General features: G+C 63.2%; 22 protein-coding genes. 6 read left to right on the top strand and 16 right to left on the bottom strand.

Annotation, left to right across the window (positions count from 1 at the left end; translation table 11 throughout):
* Positions 1-106 precede the first annotated feature (106 nt).
* Genes ACQP1T_RS30220 through ACQP1T_RS30185 form a run of 8 tightly spaced genes read right to left on the bottom strand, consistent with a single transcriptional unit; the run spans position 107 to position 5,100 of the window.
* The gene (locus ACQP1T_RS30220) at positions 107-1,534 is read right to left on the bottom strand and encodes a DNA cytosine methyltransferase (RefSeq protein WP_433756434.1); all 1,428 of its coding nucleotides are present in this window, start codon (positions 1,532-1,534) and stop codon (positions 107-109) included.
* A complete protein-coding gene (locus ACQP1T_RS30215) occupies positions 1,534-1,746 on the bottom strand; it encodes a hypothetical protein (protein ID WP_433756433.1) in 213 nt (70 codons plus the stop codon). The genes ACQP1T_RS30220 and ACQP1T_RS30215 overlap by 1 nt, the downstream gene beginning before the upstream one ends.
* Positions 1,743-2,069 (bottom strand): hypothetical protein, encoded by a 327-nt coding sequence (locus ACQP1T_RS30210; protein ID WP_433756432.1) that lies wholly within the window; start codon positions 2,067-2,069, stop codon positions 1,743-1,745. Before ACQP1T_RS30210 ends, ACQP1T_RS30215 begins: the two co-directional genes overlap by 4 nt.
* Complete coding sequence (locus ACQP1T_RS30205; protein ID WP_433756431.1) at positions 2,066-3,364, bottom strand: FtsK/SpoIIIE domain-containing protein; 1,299 nt, start codon at positions 3,362-3,364, stop codon at positions 2,066-2,068. Before ACQP1T_RS30205 ends, ACQP1T_RS30210 begins: the two co-directional genes overlap by 4 nt.
* Positions 3,364-3,600: a hypothetical protein gene (locus ACQP1T_RS30200; protein ID WP_433756430.1), complete on the bottom strand. Its 237-nt coding sequence runs from the start codon at positions 3,598-3,600 to the stop codon at positions 3,364-3,366. Before ACQP1T_RS30200 ends, ACQP1T_RS30205 begins: the two co-directional genes overlap by 1 nt.
* Entirely contained in the window at positions 3,600-3,851 is a 252-nt protein-coding gene (locus ACQP1T_RS30195; protein ID WP_433756429.1) for a hypothetical protein, read from the bottom strand. The genes ACQP1T_RS30200 and ACQP1T_RS30195 overlap by 1 nt, the downstream gene beginning before the upstream one ends.
* Positions 3,851-4,645, bottom strand: a complete 795-nt coding sequence (locus ACQP1T_RS30190) for a DUF2637 domain-containing protein (protein WP_433756428.1) — start codon at positions 4,643-4,645, stop codon at positions 3,851-3,853. The genes ACQP1T_RS30195 and ACQP1T_RS30190 overlap by 1 nt, the downstream gene beginning before the upstream one ends.
* A complete protein-coding gene (locus tag ACQP1T_RS30185; protein ID WP_433756427.1) occupies positions 4,645-5,100 on the bottom strand; it encodes a hypothetical protein in 456 nt (151 codons plus the stop codon). Before ACQP1T_RS30185 ends, ACQP1T_RS30190 begins: the two co-directional genes overlap by 1 nt.
* A gap of 144 nt (positions 5,101-5,244) precedes the next feature.
* Between ACQP1T_RS30185 and ACQP1T_RS30180 the strand changes: the two genes are divergently transcribed.
* Entirely contained in the window at positions 5,245-5,982 is a 738-nt protein-coding gene (locus tag ACQP1T_RS30180) for a helix-turn-helix domain-containing protein (RefSeq protein WP_433756426.1), read from the top strand.
* A 4-nt stretch (positions 5,983-5,986) separates the two neighbouring features.
* On the top strand, positions 5,987-6,469 hold the full coding sequence (locus ACQP1T_RS30175; RefSeq protein WP_433756425.1) for an NUDIX hydrolase: 483 nt from the start codon (positions 5,987-5,989) through the stop codon (positions 6,467-6,469).
* Here the strand turns inward: ACQP1T_RS30175 and ACQP1T_RS30170 are convergent.
* The 4 genes from ACQP1T_RS30170 to ACQP1T_RS30155 form a co-directional block, all read right to left on the bottom strand.
* On the bottom strand, positions 6,445-6,972 hold the full coding sequence (locus ACQP1T_RS30170; protein WP_433756424.1) for an HD domain-containing protein: 528 nt from the start codon (positions 6,970-6,972) through the stop codon (positions 6,445-6,447). The genes ACQP1T_RS30175 and ACQP1T_RS30170 overlap by 25 nt on opposite strands.
* A gap of 178 nt (positions 6,973-7,150) precedes the next feature.
* On the bottom strand, positions 7,151-8,179 hold the full coding sequence (locus ACQP1T_RS30165; RefSeq protein WP_433756423.1) for an LPO_1073/Vpar_1526 family protein: 1,029 nt from the start codon (positions 8,177-8,179) through the stop codon (positions 7,151-7,153).
* A 434-nt stretch (positions 8,180-8,613) separates the two neighbouring features.
* Entirely contained in the window at positions 8,614-8,955 is a 342-nt protein-coding gene (locus ACQP1T_RS30160) for a hypothetical protein (RefSeq protein ID WP_433756422.1), read from the bottom strand.
* Between the two features lie 88 nt (positions 8,956-9,043).
* On the bottom strand, positions 9,044-9,250 hold the full coding sequence (locus ACQP1T_RS30155; RefSeq protein ID WP_433756421.1) for a hypothetical protein: 207 nt from the start codon (positions 9,248-9,250) through the stop codon (positions 9,044-9,046).
* Positions 9,251-9,514: 264 nt separating this feature from the next.
* On the opposite strand from ACQP1T_RS30155, the gene ACQP1T_RS30150 reads away from it, so the two are divergent.
* Complete coding sequence (locus ACQP1T_RS30150; protein WP_433756420.1) at positions 9,515-9,925, top strand: single-stranded DNA-binding protein; 411 nt, start codon at positions 9,515-9,517, stop codon at positions 9,923-9,925.
* 3,192 nt (positions 9,926-13,117) lie between these two features.
* Here the strand turns inward: ACQP1T_RS30150 and ACQP1T_RS30145 are convergent.
* The 3 genes from ACQP1T_RS30145 to ACQP1T_RS30135 all read right to left on the bottom strand — a co-directional run bounded on the left by ACQP1T_RS30145 (position 13,118) and on the right by ACQP1T_RS30135 (position 16,199).
* Positions 13,118-14,599 carry an amidase gene (locus ACQP1T_RS30145; protein ID WP_433756419.1) on the bottom strand — a complete coding sequence of 494 codons (1,482 nt, stop codon included), beginning with the start codon at positions 14,597-14,599 and terminating at the stop codon, positions 13,118-13,120.
* Positions 14,596-15,003, bottom strand: coding sequence for a nuclear transport factor 2 family protein (locus ACQP1T_RS30140; RefSeq protein ID WP_433762423.1), 408 nt, complete (start codon positions 15,001-15,003; stop codon positions 14,596-14,598). Before ACQP1T_RS30140 ends, ACQP1T_RS30145 begins: the two co-directional genes overlap by 4 nt.
* 83 nt (positions 15,004-15,086) lie before the next feature.
* Positions 15,087-16,199 carry an amidohydrolase family protein gene (locus ACQP1T_RS30135; protein ID WP_433756418.1) on the bottom strand — a complete coding sequence of 371 codons (1,113 nt, stop codon included), beginning with the start codon at positions 16,197-16,199 and terminating at the stop codon, positions 15,087-15,089.
* Positions 16,200-16,276: 77 nt separating this feature from the next.
* Between ACQP1T_RS30135 and ACQP1T_RS30130 the strand changes: the two genes are divergently transcribed.
* Positions 16,277-16,915: a TetR/AcrR family transcriptional regulator gene (locus tag ACQP1T_RS30130; protein ID WP_433756417.1), complete on the top strand. Its 639-nt coding sequence runs from the start codon at positions 16,277-16,279 to the stop codon at positions 16,913-16,915.
* Between the two features lie 219 nt (positions 16,916-17,134).
* Here the strand turns inward: ACQP1T_RS30130 and ACQP1T_RS30125 are convergent, their stop codons facing one another.
* The gene (locus ACQP1T_RS30125; RefSeq protein ID WP_433756416.1) at positions 17,135-17,770 is read right to left on the bottom strand and encodes a TetR/AcrR family transcriptional regulator; all 636 of its coding nucleotides are present in this window, start codon (positions 17,768-17,770) and stop codon (positions 17,135-17,137) included.
* Between the two features lie 93 nt (positions 17,771-17,863).
* Between ACQP1T_RS30125 and ACQP1T_RS30120 the strand changes: the two genes are divergently transcribed.
* A complete protein-coding gene (locus ACQP1T_RS30120; RefSeq protein WP_433756415.1) occupies positions 17,864-19,288 on the top strand; it encodes an MFS transporter in 1,425 nt (474 codons plus the stop codon).
* Between the two features lie 185 nt (positions 19,289-19,473).
* Positions 19,474-20,403, top strand: a complete 930-nt coding sequence (locus ACQP1T_RS30115; RefSeq protein WP_433756414.1) for a hypothetical protein — start codon at positions 19,474-19,476, stop codon at positions 20,401-20,403.
* Positions 20,404-20,846 lie beyond the last annotated feature (443 nt).

Raw genomic sequence — 20,846 nt, 5'->3', positions numbered from 1 at the left:
TCGGGTTGTTTGCGGCGGCCACGGCGTTTGTTCACCGATTCGGCAGCCGCGACGACAACCGGATTAGGTTGACGGGGAACGGGTTTCGGTTCAGGCGTCGGTTTGGTCATGCCGCCACCTGGTGGCCGAGGGCTTCGGCGACGGCGGAGACCAGATCACGCGCGGCTGGTGGGGTGACGGCGTTTCCGGCTTGGCGGACTTGTTCGCGGCGGTTGCCCAGGATCACGTAGCGCTGATCGAAGGCCATCGCGCGGGCGATCTCGGCGGGTTCGAGCATCCGGAACTCGCAGTCCTCCACCGCCGGCGCCGCGATGGTGAGCCCGTGATGGGTCCCCGCAGCCGCGACCGTGTCCAGCGGTTCCTGAACCGATTTCGTGGTGTTGTGGTTGCGCAGCGGCACGACCAGCGCGTAGCGGTCCCGGGTAGTGGCGGTGCCGTGCGGCTGATGCGCGGGGCGAGGGGTGCCGTTGCCGTAGTACGGGACCAGCAGCGCGGTCTCGCTACGAGTGGTCATCGTGCGAACCGGGTCAGTCGTGGGCCGTGCATAGACCCCGACGCGGCCCTCCACCGGGACGAGGAGCCCATCGGTTTCTCGTGTGGTGCGTGCGGGCATCGGCTCTGTCACCGTGGACGCCGATCCACGCCAGGTACCGCCGGCGGGCACCAACGCCGGTTCGGTCCCGTACTTCGCCAGCCCTGCCCGGATACGCTGCATGGTCTTGTCGGCCAATGGTTTGCGGCGGTCCCCGATCCGTTCCCCGCGCAGGCTCCAATCGATCGCCGAGGAGGCGGGCAGCCATGCCGGTTCGACGATGGCGTTGCGGCAGGTGACTTTGGGGCAGCGCCAGGTGTATTGCGCGCGGTAGCGGCCCCACCGGCGTGCCGGGTTCTTCCAGCCCTGCACCGCGGACACCTCGATATCGCAGTGAGCGCACCAGGCTTTCGGACGAGTCCAGCGTTCCAGGTCCGGGGCACGATCACCAGCGCGCCAGCACACCACATACAGCCGATCCCGCGACTGTGGCGCCGGGGCACCAGCGGCTTGGGCGTGCATGGAATTGAGGTAGACGACGTGATAGCGGTAGCCGAGCAGATCCAATGCCTGCAGCCACGCGGGCCACATCACCCACTTGGCCGCGTCCACAACGTTTTCCACGATTATCGCCCGGTACTGGTGATATTCGGCGAACCGCACGACATCCCACATCGTCGCCCGTGACCGCTCGGCCGCTTCATCGGGCAGGATCTCCCCGAACAGGTCCGGGGTGGAATCGATGTTGCGGCGGCGTCCCCGCGCGACGCTGTGGTTGGTGCACGACGGGGACGCCCACAGTACATCGGTGCGGGGGAACAGCCGCGGATCCACCTGTGACAGGTCCGCGCAAGCGTGGTCGGTGTCCGGGTGGTTGGTGTTGTGGGTGTCCACCGCCAGCCGCCAATGATTGGCCGCCATCCGCACCATCACACCGGGTACTTCGGCGGCGCCGGAGCTGGAACCACCCGCGCCACAGAACAAATCGGTCACGGTCAACATCAGGCAGCCCACTCCCAATCGGAGTCGTCGCCGTTCTCGTTGTCGATGGCGTCATCCCAGCCGGGCAGATCCCCGGTTTCAGCAAGCAGGTGCACCGCGATCATGATCGAGTCCAAGCCACGGCGTTCGAGGTGGCAGCGACGTGCCGAGCGCAGGTGAACGACGGCGTCGAGCTCGTCACGGTTGTTGTCGTCGATTCGGCGAATGGTCATGGCAGAGCCTCGATTTCAGGGACACCGCACACGGTGCAGGTGCGCGAACGAGTGGAGATACCCAGCAGCCGTTTGGTGGTCTGCCAGGACTCGGGGAAGGAATGGCCGCGCTCAGCGCAGATGTCGGCGGCCAAGCAGCCGTCACACCGCACCTTGTCGCCGTCGTAGATCCAGCCGACACCGGCGGAATGGGCGATCAGGTATTCCACGGCCTGTCCGATCGAGTCGAAGCAGATCGACTCACCGTCGTTCTCGGCGTAGATGTCGCCGCAGCCATCGCAGTAGATGACGACATGGCATTCGGTGACGAACCCGCGCTTCATGCCGCCACCGGCCCTTCATCGCCGAGGTCATCGGGATCGAAACCGCTGTATTCCTCGACAGGACCGGTGATTTTCGGTGCTGGAGAGTAGAGCTCGACAATGCGGTCGATCGCATCGTCAGAGACCCAGAAGGCACGCACCCGCATGAACTCGGCGGTGCCGTCCTCACCGACATAGCCGACACCCGGGGTGTGCTCGGAGATCCGGTCGCAGCGGGCACCACGATCCCTTGCGCCTTGACCGTGCACCATCGTCGTTTGCGTCGGCTCATCCAGACGCAACCCGACCCGGACAGGGAACAACTGCCGGTTAGGCATCGTCTCCTTGGACGGGTCCTGCAGCGCGGCAACGACACTGACCGCAGCCGCACGCCCCTGTGACAGCAGCAGGCCGGTCAGGCGCCGGAATTCCTGCTGCTCGTCACGCTCGGCATACGACGACAGGGACGCGGCCTCATCGATGATGATCAGGATCAGCGGCTCGTCCACACTCGGGACGAGCTTGCGGATACCCGCGGCGCGCATCCGGGCCAGCCGTTCACGCATCTCGGCGACGGCTTCACGCAGCATCGTCAGGATGGTGGCGGTGTCGGTGGCGAACCGCGTGAACAGCCGGTCTTCTCCGCGCCCGAATTCCGCGCCGCCCTTGGGATCTGCCAGCCGCACATCCACCAGACGGTCACGAATCGCGGGACCGATACCGGCGATGATTGACCACAGCACCGAGCCCTTACCCGACCCGGTGGCCCCGGCGAGCAGGATGTGCCCGTAGAGGACCCGCAGCCGCCAGGTATCGAAGTTCTCGGTGACCCCGACCGGGACCGCCTCCAGGTCCACACCATTGTGAACCACCTCCGACACCGTTGTCGGCGCGGCGAGGGTGTCGAACACCCGCACCTGGAGACGGACCCAGCTGGGTTCCGGTGACAGCGCTGTCACCGCGGGAACACGCAGATAGGTGGCGAACTGGTCGAGGACTTCGTCGTTGTTCCAGTCGGCCAGGGATTGACCACCGAGCATCAGCACGTCCACGTCCAGGCCGTGATCGGTGTAGTAGTAGCTCTCGATGTAAGGGAACCCGCCCTCGATCGAACCCAGGCCCAGCGCGGCGAGCATCATGTTCGTCTGTGCCGGGTCCGCCAGAATCGAGACGGCCGTATCCAATCCGGGCGGCGCCTGAGCGGCGATATCAGCCGCGGTGAGCGGACGAGCACCCGCACCCAGTGAACGCATCCACATAAGCGCACCCGCCCCAGCGACCACACCACCCGAAACCAGCAATGCAGTAGCCGACATCACGCCACCCCCCGCAACGGCTCGAACGCCAAAGCCACCGAGTGTTCAGCCAGCACATTCGGCAGGACGTGGGAGAGCGCACGAGCATCCGCGACGCTGAGCCGCACCTCAGCACCGCCCACCAGGAACGACACCCCAGCAGCGGACTCCACCGGCTGTAACCGTTGCGCAGGAACGTATTTCACATTGCGCAGACCACCCGAGACCGTGCCGGAGTTGGGGACGGGAGTAGTCATCACGCCGCCGCCTTCACCAAGTCGACGCGAGACGCGGCAGCGTCGAGGGCATCCGCGATGCCAGCGTCGAGCAGATCCCGGAACGCTTGCGCCTGATCCACGCTCAGGTGCAGCGAGCAGTGCGGACCGAAGAACACCAGCACCTTGCCGCGGAAGTAGACGACTTCGAATGACACGTGATGCTGGGACATGGTCACCAGCAGGTCATCGTTGTGACCAGTGGTGTGACGCGGGTAGTACTTGTCGGACATCAGATACCCCCAACAGGGACAGCGATCGGCAGCATGGTCTGAGCCGGTCGCGAGGAACGAATGGACTGCACCGGCGTTACCGAAGTCAGCGGACGAGACTCGACCGCCGCGGCAGCAGGTGCAGGTGCAGGTACAGACGCGTAGTTCGCCGCCGTGCGAGGCGAAACACCCAGCGCCTTACCGATTTGGGCGTAGGACTTACCGTCAGCCCGCATAGCGACCGCACGAGCGACCGTCGCCGGATCACGCTGCGCCCGACGCTTCTTGGGAACCGGCACCGGGGCAGGTGCAGGAGTCGGAGCCACATCGGCCCGTACTTCCTCCGTCTGCTCAGGCTCGGACTCGATGGCAGGCGACTGCTCCGCTTCTGGAACCGACTGCCGTTGTGCCGCACGGAACAACACGACCAAGCCGTGGGTGTCCACCAGCAGCGAGATAGGAGCCACAGCAGCCACCAGCGCTGATGCCCACCACGGAAGCTCACGACCAGCAGCAACCGCGTGCAGGGAGTTACCAACCACCGAGACCGCAGCCCCGACCATCAACACCCACGTAAACCAGCGCCGCTCAGGACTTTTCGCCAGAACCACCGCGCCGAGCGTCGCCAAGACGATGGTGCCGTCCACGATCACCGGGAACAGCCACGCATCCTTGGCCGGGATATGCGCGAGGACCGCCAGGTCCCGCAGGGTGGCGAAGGACAGGCGGAAAGCCGCAGCCCCGACACCAGCGATGATGATGACGGCGGACCAGCGCACCACACGCATCCCCACCGACTGATCCGCCGCTTTCATCACGCCGCCTTGGACTGACGCGAGGCACCCGGATCAGCCGGAACCTGCTTCGAACCCGAGGTATCGCCCTTGATGCCCGTCGCGCGAATCGACCAACCAATCGACTTGAACTCCCCCGACCCCTGGATCTTCGGCTTGATCTCCAAGCCCTCCAACTCGATCGGAGTCATCCCCGGCACGATCTCCGCCACCGCCGGAACCGGCTGAACCGGAGACGCGAAAATCACGTCATAGCTGGCGTTCTTCGCATTCGCCGCATCCGGATCGGTCACCGTCCCCTTCCACAACCGACGACCCGTACCGTTACCGTCCGCATCAAGCTCCTGCTTCTGGATCTTCGGCGCATTCCGATCCCGGTTGAACTCCGTCACCGGCTCGATATCACCGAGCAGGAACAACCCCTTCGGAAACGCCTCACGAAACGCCGGGGCGAACCACACATCCTTCAAAGCCATCGTTGAATCTCCTTGTGTTGGCGGGTATTACGTGGCCGAGAGGGGCCTTGTAACTTCGACACATCAAGAATCTCGCGACATATAGGGACGAAATAACCCAAGAATTGGGACATTTGGGGACACTTGGTCTGGCAGAATGGATGTATGACGAACGAACGGCTCCGGGGAGCGATGGCTGCCGCCAATCTCACGAAACACGCTCTGGCCGAACGCCTTGAGATCAGCACGAAGACCATCGAGCGATGGATCACCCAGGATCGATGCCCCCATCCTGGGTTGCGACTCAAGGTCGCTCGCCTCCTAGGTCACGATGAGACCTACCTCTGGCCCGAATTGCTGGCTGGCAGTAGATCCGCCACCGCTTCACTGTCCGAACTGGTGCAGATCTGGCCGACCCGTCCAGAAGTGCCACACGAGGTCTGGCGTTCGCTCATGAAGCAAGCTGGCGACCACATCGATGTTCTGGTCTATGCCGGGGGCTTCCTCGTCGAGTCTCTCGACTTCGTGAACGTCGTCCGCACCAAAGCAGCAGCAGGCGTGCACATTCGGATCCTTCTGGGGGAAAGCGACTCACCAGAGGTCATCGCCCGCAGCCGCGAAGAGGGGTTGCCGTCACTGCCCCAGCGGTGCCAATCGACCCTGGAATATCTCAAGGAAACGATGGACTTACCGATGGTCGATATCCGCACCCATCGCACGACGCTGTACAACAGCATCTATCGATTCGGAGACTCAATGCTGGTCAACACCCACAGCTACGGTGCGTACGCCGCGAAGTCGCCAGTCCAGCACCTGCAGAAAGTTCCCGGCGGCCAACTCTTCGCTTACTACCTGGAATCGTTCGAGGCAGTCTGGAAGACCGGACGACCCGCATTACCCTGACTCCATGGGACGCCGAATCGACTACCACCAAGACCCCAACGCACCGGCCGCCAACAGCGTCCGACCGAGCGCAGCCGCGTTCGTCCAGAAGGACGATGCCGTCTTGCTGATATGCAGGTCAGACAACGGCAACTGGTCTATGCCCGGCGGAGCGCACGACCCTGGCGAATCACTTAGCCACACCGCCGTCCGTGAGACGCACGAAGAGACCGGCGTCGATATCCACGTGACCGGAGTCGTCGGCATCTTCACCGACCCAACCCACGTCATCCACTACACAAGCAATGACGAGGTCCGACAGGAATTCACCGTGGTCTATCGCGGTGAGGCAATAGGCGGACAGCCCACGACCAGCAGCGAAAGCACCCGAGTCGAGTGGGTATCGATCGAACAGATTCCAAACCTGACCATGGACCGCAGCCAGAGGAAACGGCTCGAATGGGCAATCAACGAGAGCGAACCCTACATAGACCCTGACGCTCGTTGAACAGCCGCACGTAGCCTCGGTTCAGCCTGAGTGATCGCAGTGTGAACAACACTCCCGGGCTCGTATCGTCTCAAGATCTCCGCCAACCGCTCATCCACCGTGAATTCCTCCCCACTCGGGCCAGTAGACAAGTCAGCCCACCACAGGAAATCGTCGGCGGCATCGAGGCCAGCAACATCCGTCAGCCGAAACTCATCGAACAGACTCGCATCCAGACCACGAACCCCGGCCTCGACTTCTGCGGCAGTGTGGAAAGCCACCAGATGGCACACGACATCCGAGTAATCGAGCGATTGCAACAACCGGGCGCCATCGATCGGATGGAAACCCAGGTCTGGGTGCCCGTACCCCACGTCATGCAAATACGCCGCGGTCACTGCATCGGCACGTAGTTCAGCTGGCAGGAACGCCGCAATGCTCTCCATCCGACGCCCCACCGCAATCGAGTGAGCACGCCGCGATTCCGTCAGCGGGGACAGTAACTCAGCGATCGCGTGGTTCACGGCCGCCATGCTACGCCCCCACTACCCCTTGTCGTTACGTCGAGCTATCGCAGATCGTTACCCCAGGATGGAAGGCCATGGATCCACCCAATCCTTCCCTAACGATGTCGTGAATGGCCGCCGAGCAAAGCACCGTTACTTCCGAAACTGGATGAATCGCCTTTATTTCAGGTGAGTTCTAGAACACAAGAGGCGGGCCTGGCACTTTTGCTCGCAGATGAGCGTGTCCGATTGCAATTCCTGTTGAAGTTAGTTCGAACTGATGCATATTTGTGTTCTCCCATGTTTGCATCACGCCATCAAGCTCGGGAATTTTTTCGACCAGTTCTAGCTTCACCTCCTCGGTTGAGAGGCGATTTGCCATTAAGAATACCCTTATTGTGTCCCCGTGCCCATAAAGCGGATTGTCTGGCGACACATGTTGGTCTAGAAAATTCGGGGAAAATACCGGAACCTGCCAGCGCTGCGGGTCGCGAAGCGATGGAATTAGAAGATCTTTCGGAAAATTTTCCGGGAACTCATAAGCTTCCGCGCCACGGTTGAATAACCCTGGATATCTATCGAGAAAAATTGTCGGAATTGGCTCTGTGTTTGCACCTAACCAGCCAACGCCCACGCCTTGCATATGACGATATGTCATTCCCGTACTCGACAGGGGAGCCGCGACCGGTGTTAAATTTTTACTGAGCCCGGAATACATTTCCTCGATGGAGCTCCAATGGAAGGTCATATATTTCACAATCACCAGGATTGCGAGTGTGTTCAAATGGTCGGCAGAGAGTTTGGGAGCTACTGAGATTGCCTCGTTCAATGAAACGGCCTGCACGGTTCGCTCGGTCTGCGATGATAGCTCAATGAGAAGATCTATTAGCACAGAACCCAGATCAATATCCCCTGATGTCGCAAATTCTATCTCGGCGGTGCGAATTGCGCGCTGCATCGAAGGCTGTTTGAGCGACGGAAGTCCATTCGGCTGCCTCTCGGATAGTTCGTACAAGAAGTTGCTGGTAAATTCATCTATACGATCCTCAATAATTTCTCTAGCCTCAGCCGAGTATTTGTCAAATTCGGTCCGCACTAAATCTGCACAAAGCCTCTCCATTTCAGCTTTATTCGCATCCACATGATAGTGCACATGGTTAGTGATATTTTCGCCTTGTATCAGATAAGAGCTGTCACCCGCTCTCTGCCTGCGCCACAATGTCACTTCTCGTCGCCCATGCCACCCTCGACGTTAACATCGCCAGTAGCCTGAATGAACCGAGACCGATCTCCACCCTTTTGACTCATGCGAATATTGTTCTCTGAGGGTTGCCCAGAATTGCCCCTTTGCCAAGGAAAGGTGAGTAATACGGCAACCAGGGTGACAACCCCAAGCCCGATAAGAAGCCATCGAGGCCAACTGTCTATTATGGGAGAAACCCCCACGGCTAGGGAGATTAATCCGAAGATCGTGCCGCCGATCCACTTCAAATAACCCGCCATATTCGTCTACCCCTGATTCCGCTGGTGACTACATCACGCTTTCGCCGAGAGCATACGCATCCCGGACGAGCTATGCGACCGCCTCCACCGATCTCAGATTCATGTGATGCTCGGAGCCTGCACGCACGGGAGCACTTAAAGCAGTCATTGCCGAATTCAGCAGTACAGGATCAAGGCGGCGCGCTGGCGCGCGCCGCGCCACGCTGCGCCGCGCGGCGGCGCAGGCTCCGCAAGCTCCGCCCGCACCGGCACCTCGGCGTGTCGCGGCACCCACCAGCGACCGCAAATTGATCGAAGTAATAGGCGAATCCGGCAGCCGACCGCGGCAACCATGCTCGCCACCCCGACCCGCCCGGAGCAGACCCGGTCATCGAATCCGGACCAGAACACCGGCCCGCCGCCGTCAATGATGCTGGCGCCGTTGCGAACACAGCCGCCGACCCGCACACTCCGACCTCCCATGCCGACGGCGACCGTGTCGGCGGTGAGTTCGAGCACGACATGAGGCTTGGCGTCCTTGCCGACGCAGGACCCACCGGCCAAACAGCGACCGGCGCCAGCGCCCCGACAGCCCTCGCTCAGGCTGTCACCGGCGAGTCGAGCCAGCCCACCCCACCAGCCGCCCCCGGCTCACGGCCCTGGCCACACCGCCCCATCCGCCCCGCTCACGGTCGTAGCGGCGGTCGTTGGAGATGACGGTGAAGTCGGCGCCGAGTCCACCGATGCCCGCGCCACGACGTTCGAGAACGCCAGCAAGGCAACCGGTCATGGTGCCAGCGCCGTCACAGGCCACACCAGCCTCCTCCCGGCAAGTGATCCTGGACGACGCCCGGCGCTCGATGGGCCGAATGTCACCATGGCAGCTCCTACACGATCGCGCCAAGACCAAGACAAGTCACCACGAACCCGCCTCACCAATTGAGCTGGCGCACAATACATTCCAGTGAGACGGCCCCGCAGCGAGCCTTGTCACGACCGCGCATGACCCACCACAGCGTCCTCCGTCCCACCAACCACCGGGAGCCGACCAGACTCCCCCCACCAGGAGGAAGCTGCCATGGCCAGCAACGTCACCGTCACCATCACCGGCCACCTCGCCGACGATCCCGCCCCCCGCGTCACGAACACCGGCAAACTCGTCACCAACTTCACCGTCATCTCCAACGACCGCCGCTACGACCGCGACCGCAACGAATGGGTCGACGCGACCAAGACCGCCATCCGCATCAACTGCTGGGGCGATCTGGCCCAACTCACCGGCGACAGCCTGACCAAGGGATGCCGCGTCACCGTCACCGGCCACCGCCTGACCGCCGACCCCTACATCGGCAAGGACGCCAAGCCCCACGCCGCACTCGAACTCACCGCCGACACGGTCGCCGTCGACCTGAAAGGCCAGAGCGCACAAATCAGCCGCTACGCCCGCAACGGCGCCAGCACCACCGCCACCGACGAGCCGCCGTTCTGATCCGCACCCGGTGACCGGGCCTGCTCCGAGCGGGTCCGGCCACCGAGCACAGTCACCGCGATCGACTGCCGAATTCGCCTATTACTTCAATTAAAGAGCCCGACCTACAGCAGGCGATCAGCTTGCACGACTTGCGCGTCCTTCGGCCGCGTGGCCCTCGGATGGATTGGCCTGCATTGTGTTCGCGCGCCCCTCCAGCGTCAAGGGCGCTCCTTCGTCGCGTCGCTACGCGATGGGCAAGCCCACCCTTGACCCCGGAGCCTCTACGCACGAAGGGCAGGCCCTACGGGGCAGGCGGGGTAGCCCGCCCCCAGTCGCGCAAGCCAACCCATCCCAGGGCCAGCCGCCGGGCACTCCGCCGCGCAAGGGTCACCGTGTGATGGCTGAGCGGTGCTGAGCACGAATCCACCAACACCAGCCGGGCCGACTGGCTATGGTGCGTCGACATATGGCCTCGATCGCATAACTTTGGGATATGTGGACGACTCAGACCAAACCCACCGCGGAGACCTGCCCTGGATGCGGACAACCCTTGGTTCAGCGATACACCATTCTCAAGGACAAGCAGTTCACGAAGAAGATCGATACCGCAGATGTCGGCAGCCCTCATTGCGAGGAGCCCGGATGCCCTCGGCAAGTCGAATGGAACGACGTGTAGCAACATTCGGCGGCTTGTCACTGCTCGGGGACTAACCACAACTCGCGCCGGAGGTGGCAACTGCCCAGTCAATGCCTCTTGGCGCAAACATGTCGGCCCCCATCTCTACCCTTTTGTACGTGACCACTCCAGGGCAGCCGCCCACTCCACCACCAGCAAACCCTCATTTGATTCAGATCAGCGAAGGTCCGCGCCCTGCCCGGGAAGTGTTCGGAGCCGTAGCGAAACGCTTTGTCCAAGCCGCTAAGACCGTCAACAAGGCCGCTGCGAGCACCTTCCTACTCGGTGCCTTCGTTTCCGGATGGCTCGGGCGACACAGCAGCGTGGCAATCGCCGTCGTAATCGGCGTCATCCTCGTCGCGGCCGTCTTCGTAGCCCTCTATCTAGCCGAGTCGAGCTTCCTAACCGAACGGAATGACTTCACTACTTACCGCGATCGAGCGAACAGGCGGTTCGGCTACACCGACTACGGCCCCAGTGGTTTTGAGATCGCACCGGGCTACGGGACGCCTTTCCATGGCGGACACGGGGGACATGGCGGACACGCTATGGGCAGCGGCAACGCGACAGGTGGACACGGAGGAAACGGCGGCTCCCCGGGGGGCGGTGGAGGAAACGGCGGCAGTGCGATAGCGATGGGTGGTGATGCCACCGGTGGCGATGGCGGTCATGGCGGGTATGGGCGGACTCCCGGCGTTCCCTCCTAACTAAGTCTGCCCAGGCCGTGGGAGGCCGGGAAACGTTCCGAACCAGTGAGAATCACGAAGGAGGTTCTGCGCAGCTCAGCGCAGGTTTTGCAATCTCCTCCCAGTTCGCTGGATTCCGGCCACAAGATCCTCGACATCATCGAGCGAATGCAGAGCCGCATGTAATCGGCCGGGATGTGTCGACCTGCATAGCGAGAATCGAACTGCCCGCCAGGAAGTCTCCACTAAATGGCTGGTCGTGGCAGTTTCGTGAGGTTGTTCCGAGTTGTCCAAAACAGTCTGTCGAACGTGTATCATTCTGGGCAACAACAGCTTTGGCGCAGTCGACGACAGTCAAGGGTTGTCTGTGGTAGCCCGCTGTTCTGCTAGTCGGCAGGTTTCTGGTTCGAGTCCAGATGGGGGAGCAAGAATAAGCCCCTGACCAGGAAATATGGTCAGGGGCTTCATTCGTTTGGTCCGCTGATCGGACCCTCACCAAGAAAACGCCAAGAATTCGCCACCGAACGTTTCGTCGACCGGTCGTGTCGAAACCTGACCGGGTCGTCCAACGGCGTCACTGTGATGATTCCGAACAGTGACGCGTTCGTCCCGGTTTCGTCGGTTGTGCGGTGCTGGGGCCCGTCAGGTACTGCCTCGGTGTGAGATCGATGCTGTCTACGACGAGTGTGATGAGCCGAGGTTCCGGTACGAAAATCACAACGAGATGATTGCTGTCGCATGGCATCTCGACCGTCCGAGCTGGGCGGCCTCGGGGTGGCCGGCTATTTCGAGGAGGGTTGGGTCTGTATCGCTCCCGGAGCGCTCGGGGTTCGTGATCATCTTCGGCGGGTCTATATCCATGCTGGGGCCGGACATGGGTTCGGCAATGCTTGTGGGATCTCAGCCCTCGTCGATGCACTGCGGGCGGCTACGCAACGCGTTGATTCGGAAGTGAACGGCTCTGGACGGTGGTCGTCGTAGCCGCTGGCTCCAGCCAACTCGAGTGCGCGCTCATGCCGATTATGTGATGGTTCGGCTGCACCAGACGACTAAGACGAGCAGCAGCGCGAGCGCCGCCGGACAGCGCGGCCACACTGAATCCGGCTACGCAGGCCCCGCCAACCATGTGACCAACCGAGCGCCATCGCAATTCGACCGGCCCGCGGCGCGCGGGCTTCTTCCCGTCAGACACGAACGCGACGGTACTGGCCCGTCCCCGTCCGCGCTGAGCATTCGATCCGGGCTGGCCGCTTTCCGAACGGTGTCGCCGCACACTCAACCGGATCTGCGCCATCCGCTCATCAGCGCAAGCGGTTCGGCGAAAGCCTCTCAGCTGAGCAAAGTCTCGGCCACGCGGTACGATCGCGCGTCGGTAAAACTAGGGCTTCGCGGGACATGGGGCGTGTTGGAAGGCAGCGGTGAGGCTTACGAGACTTTGATCACGCGGGTTCCCGGTCAAGTGGACCAGAGACGATTATTGGCCAGGTAAAGTGGCTGCGGCACTGCACATTTGGCGTCTCTTCGTCCGCCACCCGTATCGTCGGCTCTAGCCGCGGCGGGCGAGCTCAGGGCGAACACCTCGGCGAGGATATTCCCGTTGTACTGCTGTCCCGTTGTGTCGGTCTCCCAGAAGTCTGATGTGGTCGACCGCTCGAATTCTTTGCGCGTTGTACCCGTCTCGTAGCGGTGGAAGATCGGCTCTCGACTCTCGGCGTTCGAACTCAGCGACACATCCAGGAGAGGGGGTGCGGTGTGTGGCTGGTTCCGATGCCGGTCGATGCGCAATGATCACCCTGCCAGTCATGACAAGGAGGGCACCGGATATGCGTGTTTCTGCGGTCGACTTGGTCATAGGGCTGATTCTTGGTGTGTCCAGGGGGTTTCGGCCTCGAGTTGGGTGGCGAGGGCCAACAGGGTGGGCTCACTGCCGAGTCCGCCGATGAACTGCACACCCAGCGGAAGTCCTTGCGGGAGACGATAACTGGGGACGGATATGGCTGGACGCCCGGTGACATTGGCGAGTTGGGTGAAGGGGACCGGGGCGAGATTGGCCAGCACGGTCTGTTTCCAGGCGGCGGATTTGGTGAGTGGGCCCGCGAGGCCGAGGCGCAGGAGGGCGGTGCCGAGAAAGCGCACCGAGGCGGGTGTATCGAGTTCTCCGATGCGCACGGGTGGCTGTCCGAGGGTGGGGGTGAGAAGGAAGTCGTGGGTCTGGTGGAACGCGGCCAGGGTGCGGGAGTAGTCGTTCCATCGCTGGTGGGCCGCTGCGTAGTGGGGTGCTGTCAGTGCACGACCGGCGGCGGCGAGTAGGCGGGTATCGAGCTCGAAATCGGTGGCGCGTGCGCCGGTTGTGCGTTCGGCTTCGGCTGTGGTCGAAGCGATTTCGGTGTACCACATAGTGAGGAAGTCGGCGGCCATCCGCTGGCCGTCGATGTTGAATTCGACCGGTTCGACATCGTGGCCGAGTCTGGTCAGCAATGCGACGGTGTGATCGACGGCGGCGATGGCCTCGGGGTGCACGGGCGTGCCGATCGGCGAGCGTGTGGTGTAGCCGATACGTAGTCGCGTCGGGGTCCGTCGCGCCAGTTCACGGTAGGACTCGTTGGGGCGCGCGGTGAGATACGGTCCGCCGAGATCGGGCGTCGCGGTCAGTATGTCGAGCATGAGCGCGGTGTCGCGAACAGTGCGTGAGACGACGCCGTCGGTCGCCGCGCCGTGCAGGTATTCAGCATGACGTGGACCGCAGGGCACCAGGCCGCGGCCCGGTTTCAAGCCGAAGAGCCCACAGCAGGCCGCCGGGATTCGGATCGAACCTCCGCCGTCGTTCGCCCCCGCGACCGGTACGATCCCGGCCGCGACCGCCGCGGCGGATCCTCCGGAGGAGCCGCCGGGAGTGTGGCCCAGATGCCATGGATTGCGTGTCACTCCGTTCGCCTCTGGTTCGGTGATTCCTTTCGCCCCGAACTCGGGTGTGTTGGTTTTGCCGAAGATCACCAATCCGGCATCGAGCCATCGTTGGACGACCGCGCTGTGTGCGATGGCGACATGATTACGCATCGACCGGGAGCCACTCCCAGTTGGTACACCCGCGTAATCCTGTATCAGATCCTTGATGAGGAACGGCACCCCGGCCAGTGGCCCGTCGAGTCGCTGATCGCTGCGTGTGCGTGCGATGTCGTACATCGGCCGCACGATCGCGTTGATCTGCCCGTTGACCTGCTCGGCACGCGCGATGGCGGTCTCGAGCAGTTCGGCGGGCGAAACTTCACGGCGCGCAACCAGTTCCGCGAGACCGGTTGCGTCGAATGCCCGATACTCGGTGTATTTCATCGGTTCTCAATCAAATTCGACGCTAGGAGGTGTTCGTCGAAACGCTCGACGCGTTGAGTGTCTTCGAAAATGCGTTGAGAGACGATTTTCCCCCAGCGGACGTGCGCCAGGATGACCGCGTGGTTCTGATAGACGACGCGGCCCTGAAGATCGACGGCCTCATCGGTGAACCGCGCGGCCATCAGCGTGCGCCAGGGTGGTCCTGCGAGCAGGACCTCGTGCAGCTCACCCCGGATCCGCTCGGCGAGGAAGCGTTCGAAAAAGGCGCGGATCGCGGGCTTTCCACGATGATGCCCCGACCACGAGTGTGTGCCGTCCAGCACCAGGGTGGCGTGCTCCGCATAGGCACGTAGCAGTGGCTCGGGGTCACCCGCCATCAGCTGTCCGACGTTATGAGCGAGCACGGTGCGCAAGGTGAAAGCGTACGCGCGTGATGCCGCCTGCACGCCGATTGCGGTGGCCAGCAATAGATTCCATGAGGGGCGCTTCATGCCGCTGCCTTCCTCGCGCCGGTCGGCTCGACCACGACGACCCCACCGGAGATGACGAGGTCGGGGTACTCGAGCAATTTGAATCGCTCGAGCGCGTTGCCGTCGACCGCGATGAGATCCGCCGGCGCGCCTTCGACGAGCTGCCCGAGTGGAGCGAGCCCGAGATGTTCACCCGCTCGCGCGGTCGCCGCGGACAGCACGTCCGCCGGTGTCAGCGCGCCGTGCGCGGTGTGCAGCATCAGTTGTAGCTCGAAAGCGTCTATGCCCCAAGGCACATCGGGGTGGGCCAGATCGGTGCCGTAAAGCAGTCGGACGCCGGCCGCTACGAGGCGGACAGCATTCTGGAAGACCCCGGTGGTGCGGGACTGGGTGTCCAACGTGCCCAGAACTTGTACTCCTGCGGCCGCCGCGCGCGCGATCAGTGCGTCGGGCAGCGGATCGCACGGCACATGCGCCCACTCGTCCACTCCGGCGTCGAGCGCGAGCTCGGCGCCTGCGGGTCCACTCAGGTGGGCGGCGACGCGCAGGCCGTTGGCGTGAGCTTCGGCGACGATCACACGGACCACGTCCGGGGACAGCAGCGGCCACGGCGGTGGAGTCGTGGTCTCATGCGCGGTCCACGGCGCGCCGGCCGATCCGCCCGGCTCCAGCCCGATCTTGACCAATGCGGCGCCGCCGTCGACCAGTCGGCGCACTGCGGCGCGGGCGGTAGCGACATCGGTTACCTCGAGCGCGACGTCCTGTCCGAATACCGGAATCGGGTAGCCACCTGGTGCGGTGAGAATCGGCCCGGCGGTGAGCACTCGCAGACGCCCGTCACCGCCCGAAGCGCGCATCAGCGGGCCGCCAGTATCCCGGACGGTTGTGATGCCGTGCCGCAGCACCTTGTCGGACGGAACCCTGTCGAGCAATAAGTGGGCATGGAGGTCGATGAAGCCGGGGAGCAGTGTGCCCGCGATATGGATGGTCCGGCCGCAGTTCACCACGTGATCGGTGGGGGCGACGGCGGCGATGCGGTCGCCTTTGACCGCGACGGCGTGGTGTTCGAGGACTGTTCGGCCGTCGAAGACGAGGTCGGCGGTGATCACGTAGTCGTAGTCGTTGCTCATCAGATCTGCGCTTTCATGCTCTGCGTCGATTACTAGAGTCAAACTCTAGAGTGCAACTCTGAAGCTAGAGTATGGCTATGAGTCAGGTCAAGGGCAAACAGGCACAGAAGTCCCAGGAGACTCGGCGACGGATCCTCGCCGCCGCTGGTGAGCTCTTCATCGAACTGGGCTACGGCAACACGTCATTGCAGGACGTCGCCGAACGTGCGGGGGTCGCGGTGCAGACGATTTACTTCACGTTCCGCAACAAGCGCAATCTGCTCAAAGAGCTGGTCGATGTCACGGTCGCGGGTGATGTGGAGGCCTTGGCCACGATGGACCGCCCCTGGTTCGCTAAAGCGATGAACACCAGGACTGCGGGCGAGCATCTGCGCGCGCATGTGGAGGGGGTCACGGCGATCCTCGAGCGCGTCGCCCTGATCACCGAAGTGCTGCATTCCGCCGCGGCGATAGAACCCGAACTCGACGAATTACGGCAGCAAGGCCTCGAGCAGCGCTACCTGGTGCAGGAAACGGCCGCGCGGGCCATGCTCGGCAAGCCGGAGGCGGTTACGAACATGACCGTCGATCGGGCTGCCGACATCCTGTTCGGCGTGCTCAGCCCCGAGTTGTATCTACTCTTCGTCCGCGACCGGAGCTGGTCGGCGCGGCAATGGGAGCAATGGGCGTGTGTGACTTTGTCCGTGCAACTCGTCGACGGCCAGGCGACGTCCTGACTGGTTATGAGTGTCGGTGGTACTACAGGGGTTGAGGAACAGTGGCCCGAAATCCGGGGCCGAGGAGTTCCGTCAGCCCGTCGAGCCGGCGGGACTCGAGGGACAACAGCGGGGACTGGGTCGCCGTCCCAGACCTGGGCGCGGCGAACTGGTGCGCGGTGACCCGCAAGGGCGAGGCACGGGATCTCGTCACGAAGCAGGCCGGCACGGTTCGATGTCTCACTTCGGCATCGACGAGGGTGTGTGAGTCGTGGCGGGCCCTGTCTGCTCTGATTGCGGATAGATGACATCCACCACCTCCCGGGCGAAGGCGTCCAGATCATCCAATCCGATGCGACTCAAGGCATCCGGGGGAGTGGTGAGCAGTTCGATTGTGGCGGTGTGGATGCAACGAGTGAGCACGCGAGCCGTCGCGGTAGTGACGGGAAGTCCGGCGGAGCGTTGCAGCGCCTCGTTGACGCTGAAGTCTGTGGCGATCATGTCCGCGAGTAATCGGCGCACCGTGGGGTTGCGCAGCGCCTCGGCGTGCATCTCGACGAAGACGTCCGCGCCCGGGCGGGCCGGACCGGGAACGCGCCCCATGATCTGGGCGAGCAGTGCGATAAAGCCTTCCCGGTCCGAGGGTGTGGTGGCCGACCGCAGTGCTGCGATGTCGTCGACGTAGGCATGGAAGTGGCGTTCGGCGGTAGCGACCAGAAGAGCATCGCGCGTGGGGAAGTAATTCTTGGTCGTGCCTTCGGGTACGCCGGCATCTTGGTCAACCTGGCGGTGGGTGAGGCCGCGTGAACCCTTGGCGGCCAGGACCTCGATGGCGGTGTCCTGCAGTAGTTCTCGTCTTGATCGATTCTCGGCCACTGAGGCTGCCTTTCCGGTTGCGATCTCACCACTGTAGTGGTACCACAGTTGGGGTACCACAACTGTGGTGGTTCATCTCCTGGAGGCAACACCATGTCGACTCACGCCCATACTCATCACAGTCACGAGGTCATCTCCCCGTCCGATCCGCGCCGCTGGAAGGCGTTGGCCACGCTCGCGGCCGCGCAGTTCATGCTGATTCTCGACATCACCGTGGTGACGGTGGCTCTGCCGGATATGGGGCATGACCTGGAATTGAGTCGCGCCGCAGCGACGTGGGTGGTCACGGCTTACACCCTGCTGTTCGGTGGTTTGATGATTCTCGGTGGCCGCGCGGCCGACGTGTTCGGCGCGCGGCGAATGGTCTTCGTCGGCCTCGCGATATTCACCGCGTCCTCATTGCTGGCAGGGTTGGCGATGAATGCTGAGGTGCTCATCGGCGCACGCGTCGGGCAGGGTACTGGTGCCGCGTTGCTGTCCCCGGCCGCCATGTCGATCCTGACCACGACTTTCCATGGCGCGGAGCGCAATAGGGCACTCGGGGTGTGGGGTGCGCTGGGTGGTACCGGCGCGGCCTTCGGTGTCCTGACCGGTGGTCTGCTGACCGCAGGACCGGGTTGGTCGTGGATCTTCTTCGTGAACGTGCCGGTGGGAATCGTGCTGCTGGCCGCGATGCCCGCAGTAGTCCCGGCGACGCCGATGCGGCCCGGACATCGCATCGATTTTGTCGGCGCGGTACTGGTCACCATCGCGACGGGTGCGGCGCTCTACGGTCTGATCACCGCGGGCGACCACGGCTGGGGCGACCCGCGGGCGCTGATCCCGTTGCTGGTCGCGGTGGTGCTGTTCGGAGCGTTCATGGGCTACGAGCGCAGCGTGGCCGCACCATTGCTCGATCCCGCACTACTACTGCGCCGCCCGATCGCGGCTGGGGCGATCCTGATGCTGGTGGCGACCGGCCTGTTGATCACCAGCTTCTTCCTCGGCTCGTTCTATCTGCAACAGGCGCAGGGTAATTCGGCGCTGAGAACAGGTCTGTTGTTCCTTCCCATGGCACTGGGCACAATCGTCGGGGCGCACCATGCCGGTCACATGATCGGGCGATTCGGCTACCGCCCGATCGGTGTGTCCGGCCTGCTGGTGGCAGCGACCGGTGCGGCGATACCCGCGCTTTGGCACGGCACGCTCGCACTGCTGATCGGTTTGACCGTCGCGGCCGTGGGGCAGGGAGCGGTTATAGTCACCGCCACCACTACGGCCCTGGCGACCGTCGAGCACGCCCATGCCGGTGTCACTTCCGGGTTGGTGAACACTTTCCATGAATTCGGCTCCGCGCTGGGCGTCGCCGTCATGTCCACCGTTGCCTCGGTCAGCCTCCGCACACTCGGGATCGACCCCAGTGGGTTCACGATGGCGTTCACCCTCTGTGCATTCACGGCGCTGGTCACCGCGATCGCCGCAGCGACGTTCGTGCCCACCGGCAAGCCCGCCGAGGGGATGCGAGTGAGCGCTCACTGAGCGTGGAAATCGCTGTCAGCATCGCTGGTCGGTGCTCTGCGTGGCCCGGTGGGGCGATGCGGCCCAGGGCGCGATTGCGTGTTCTTCGGTACTCCGAGGTGTCGCTGGGCGGCATCGAAATTGCGATTGAAAATCGTGCGCTGGCTGTCCGGAGTGGAGCCGCGCCCAAGAGAGGCGATACTACGATGAAGGTCCTGGTACTCGGCGGCTACGGTGCCGTCGGCGGGCGACTGGTCACGGAGTTGCGTCACCGCGGAAGTACGGTGGTCGCCTCGGGTCGTGATCCCGATCGTGCTGATCTCGTCATCGACCTGCGGGAGCCGGGACTGGACTCATATCGCGGCGCCGCAGCCGACTCCGATGTGGTGGTGAATGCCACTGGGCTGGAGGACATCCGGCTCGCCGAACTCGCCACCACGATTGGGGCAGCTTTCGTCGATGTCACCGCCACGGCGGGCTATATCGATCGATTAGAGCAGATCCGCGCGCCCCGGCCCATTGTCCTGAACGTCGGATTGGCGCCTGGGCTGACGAATATCCTTGCCGCGCAACTACACCGGCAAACGCCGGGACCGATCGATATTGCGGTGTTGCTCGGCGCAGGAGAGAAGCATGGCGACGCCGCGACAGAATGGTCGTATCGACTGCTGGGCCGGACCTTCCGATCCGGCACCGACACCATCCGCAACTACACCCAACCACTGGCTTTCGACCTACCCGGCTATGGGAGGCGGCGGATGTATCGCGTGGACTTTTCCGACCAGCACATCCTGGCCCACGAGTTCGATACCGCGGTGCGGACTTACTTCGCACTCGATTCACGACTGGCGACCTCGGCCCTCGCCGCGCTCACCCGGCTTCCAGCCGCCGCACGAGCAACCCGGCACATCCGCGTGCCAGGATCGGAACGATGGCTCGTACTGGCCCGCGCGAGATCAGGGGAATCCCACTGGGCGCGCGGTGAGAACCAGTCCCAGGCAACCGCATTGCTGACAGTCGCCGCGGTAGAGCGCTCGACGACGGCGCTTCCCGGGGTCCATCACCTGCACAGAATCCTGCCAAAGGAGGAAATCCCGATTGCTTTTCCAATCGAATTCGGCAGCACTCCAACCTAATTCGCTCTGACAAGGATTCCGAAAAATTCTTCATCTCGGCGCTCTGGTTTTGGACGCTGCCGATCTTGCGTCGTCGAGCACTGACCGCCTCGAACACGCGATCAGCAGCCGGTGCGCTCGCAATGTGTTTCACCGATCGACTGCAGGCTGGCGGTACGGGGTGCTGGTGTCGATCTCGAGCCGTTCGTCGGCTGTTCGGCGTGGTCGGCAATGCTGGCCCGGTTCTCGGGGTAGATCGAGGTCGCTCGGCAGTCAGGCAACAGTCGGGGTGCTTACTTGCAGTGGCGAAGAGTTACCACTGCATCTTGGTCGACCAACCAGTCTTGGCTTTCCGAGGTCTGCGACGATCACGCGCAGAACGCCGCGAACTGACCCGGCGCGACGCAGTCCAGACCGTCACCCGCTGGCGGTCGAGGTCACGGTGGCCGCGTGGGCGGTGATTC

Source organism: Nocardia sp. CA-135398 (assembly GCF_050955845.1).
GTDB lineage: Bacteria > Actinomycetota > Actinomycetes > Mycobacteriales > Mycobacteriaceae > Nocardia.
The sequence above is the reverse complement of the archived record's forward strand: the minus strand, read 5'-3'. Positions and strand labels throughout refer to the sequence as shown.

Bases quoted from the DNA above. Each gene is read 5' to 3' on its own strand.
- ACQP1T_RS30190 (WP_433756428.1), bottom strand. From the start codon at position 4,645: ATGAAAGCGGCGGATCAGTCGGTGGGGATGCGTGTGGTGCGCTGGTCC.
- ACQP1T_RS30135 (WP_433756418.1), bottom strand. From the start codon at position 16,199: ATGAGCAACGACTACGACTACGTGATCACCGCCGACCTCGTCTTCGAC.
- ACQP1T_RS30195 (WP_433756429.1), bottom strand. From the start codon at position 3,851: ATGTCCGACAAGTACTACCCGCGTCACACCACTGGTCACAACGATGAC.
- ACQP1T_RS30185 (WP_433756427.1), bottom strand. From the start codon at position 5,100: ATGGCTTTGAAGGATGTGTGGTTCGCCCCGGCGTTTCGTGAGGCGTTT.
- ACQP1T_RS30215 (WP_433756433.1), bottom strand. From the start codon at position 1,746: ATGACCATTCGCCGAATCGACGACAACAACCGTGACGAGCTCGACGCC.
- ACQP1T_RS30205 (WP_433756431.1), bottom strand. From the start codon at position 3,364: ATGTCGGCTACTGCATTGCTGGTTTCGGGTGGTGTGGTCGCTGGGGCG.
- ACQP1T_RS30150 (WP_433756420.1), top strand. From the start codon at position 9,515: ATGGCCAGCAACGTCACCGTCACCATCACCGGCCACCTCGCCGACGAT.
- ACQP1T_RS30120 (WP_433756415.1), top strand. From the start codon at position 17,864: ATGTCGACTCACGCCCATACTCATCACAGTCACGAGGTCATCTCCCCG.
- ACQP1T_RS30200 (WP_433756430.1), bottom strand. From the start codon at position 3,600: ATGACTACTCCCGTCCCCAACTCCGGCACGGTCTCGGGTGGTCTGCGC.
- ACQP1T_RS30180 (WP_433756426.1), top strand. From the start codon at position 5,245: ATGACGAACGAACGGCTCCGGGGAGCGATGGCTGCCGCCAATCTCACG.
- ACQP1T_RS30220 (WP_433756434.1), bottom strand. From the start codon at position 1,534: ATGTTGACCGTGACCGATTTGTTCTGTGGCGCGGGTGGTTCCAGCTCC.
- ACQP1T_RS30130 (WP_433756417.1), top strand. From the start codon at position 16,277: ATGAGTCAGGTCAAGGGCAAACAGGCACAGAAGTCCCAGGAGACTCGG.
- ACQP1T_RS30210 (WP_433756432.1), bottom strand. From the start codon at position 2,069: ATGAAGCGCGGGTTCGTCACCGAATGCCATGTCGTCATCTACTGCGAT.
- ACQP1T_RS30175 (WP_433756425.1), top strand. From the start codon at position 5,987: ATGGGACGCCGAATCGACTACCACCAAGACCCCAACGCACCGGCCGCC.
- ACQP1T_RS30145 (WP_433756419.1), bottom strand. From the start codon at position 14,599: ATGAAATACACCGAGTATCGGGCATTCGACGCAACCGGTCTCGCGGAA.
- ACQP1T_RS30115 (WP_433756414.1), top strand. From the start codon at position 19,474: ATGAAGGTCCTGGTACTCGGCGGCTACGGTGCCGTCGGCGGGCGACTG.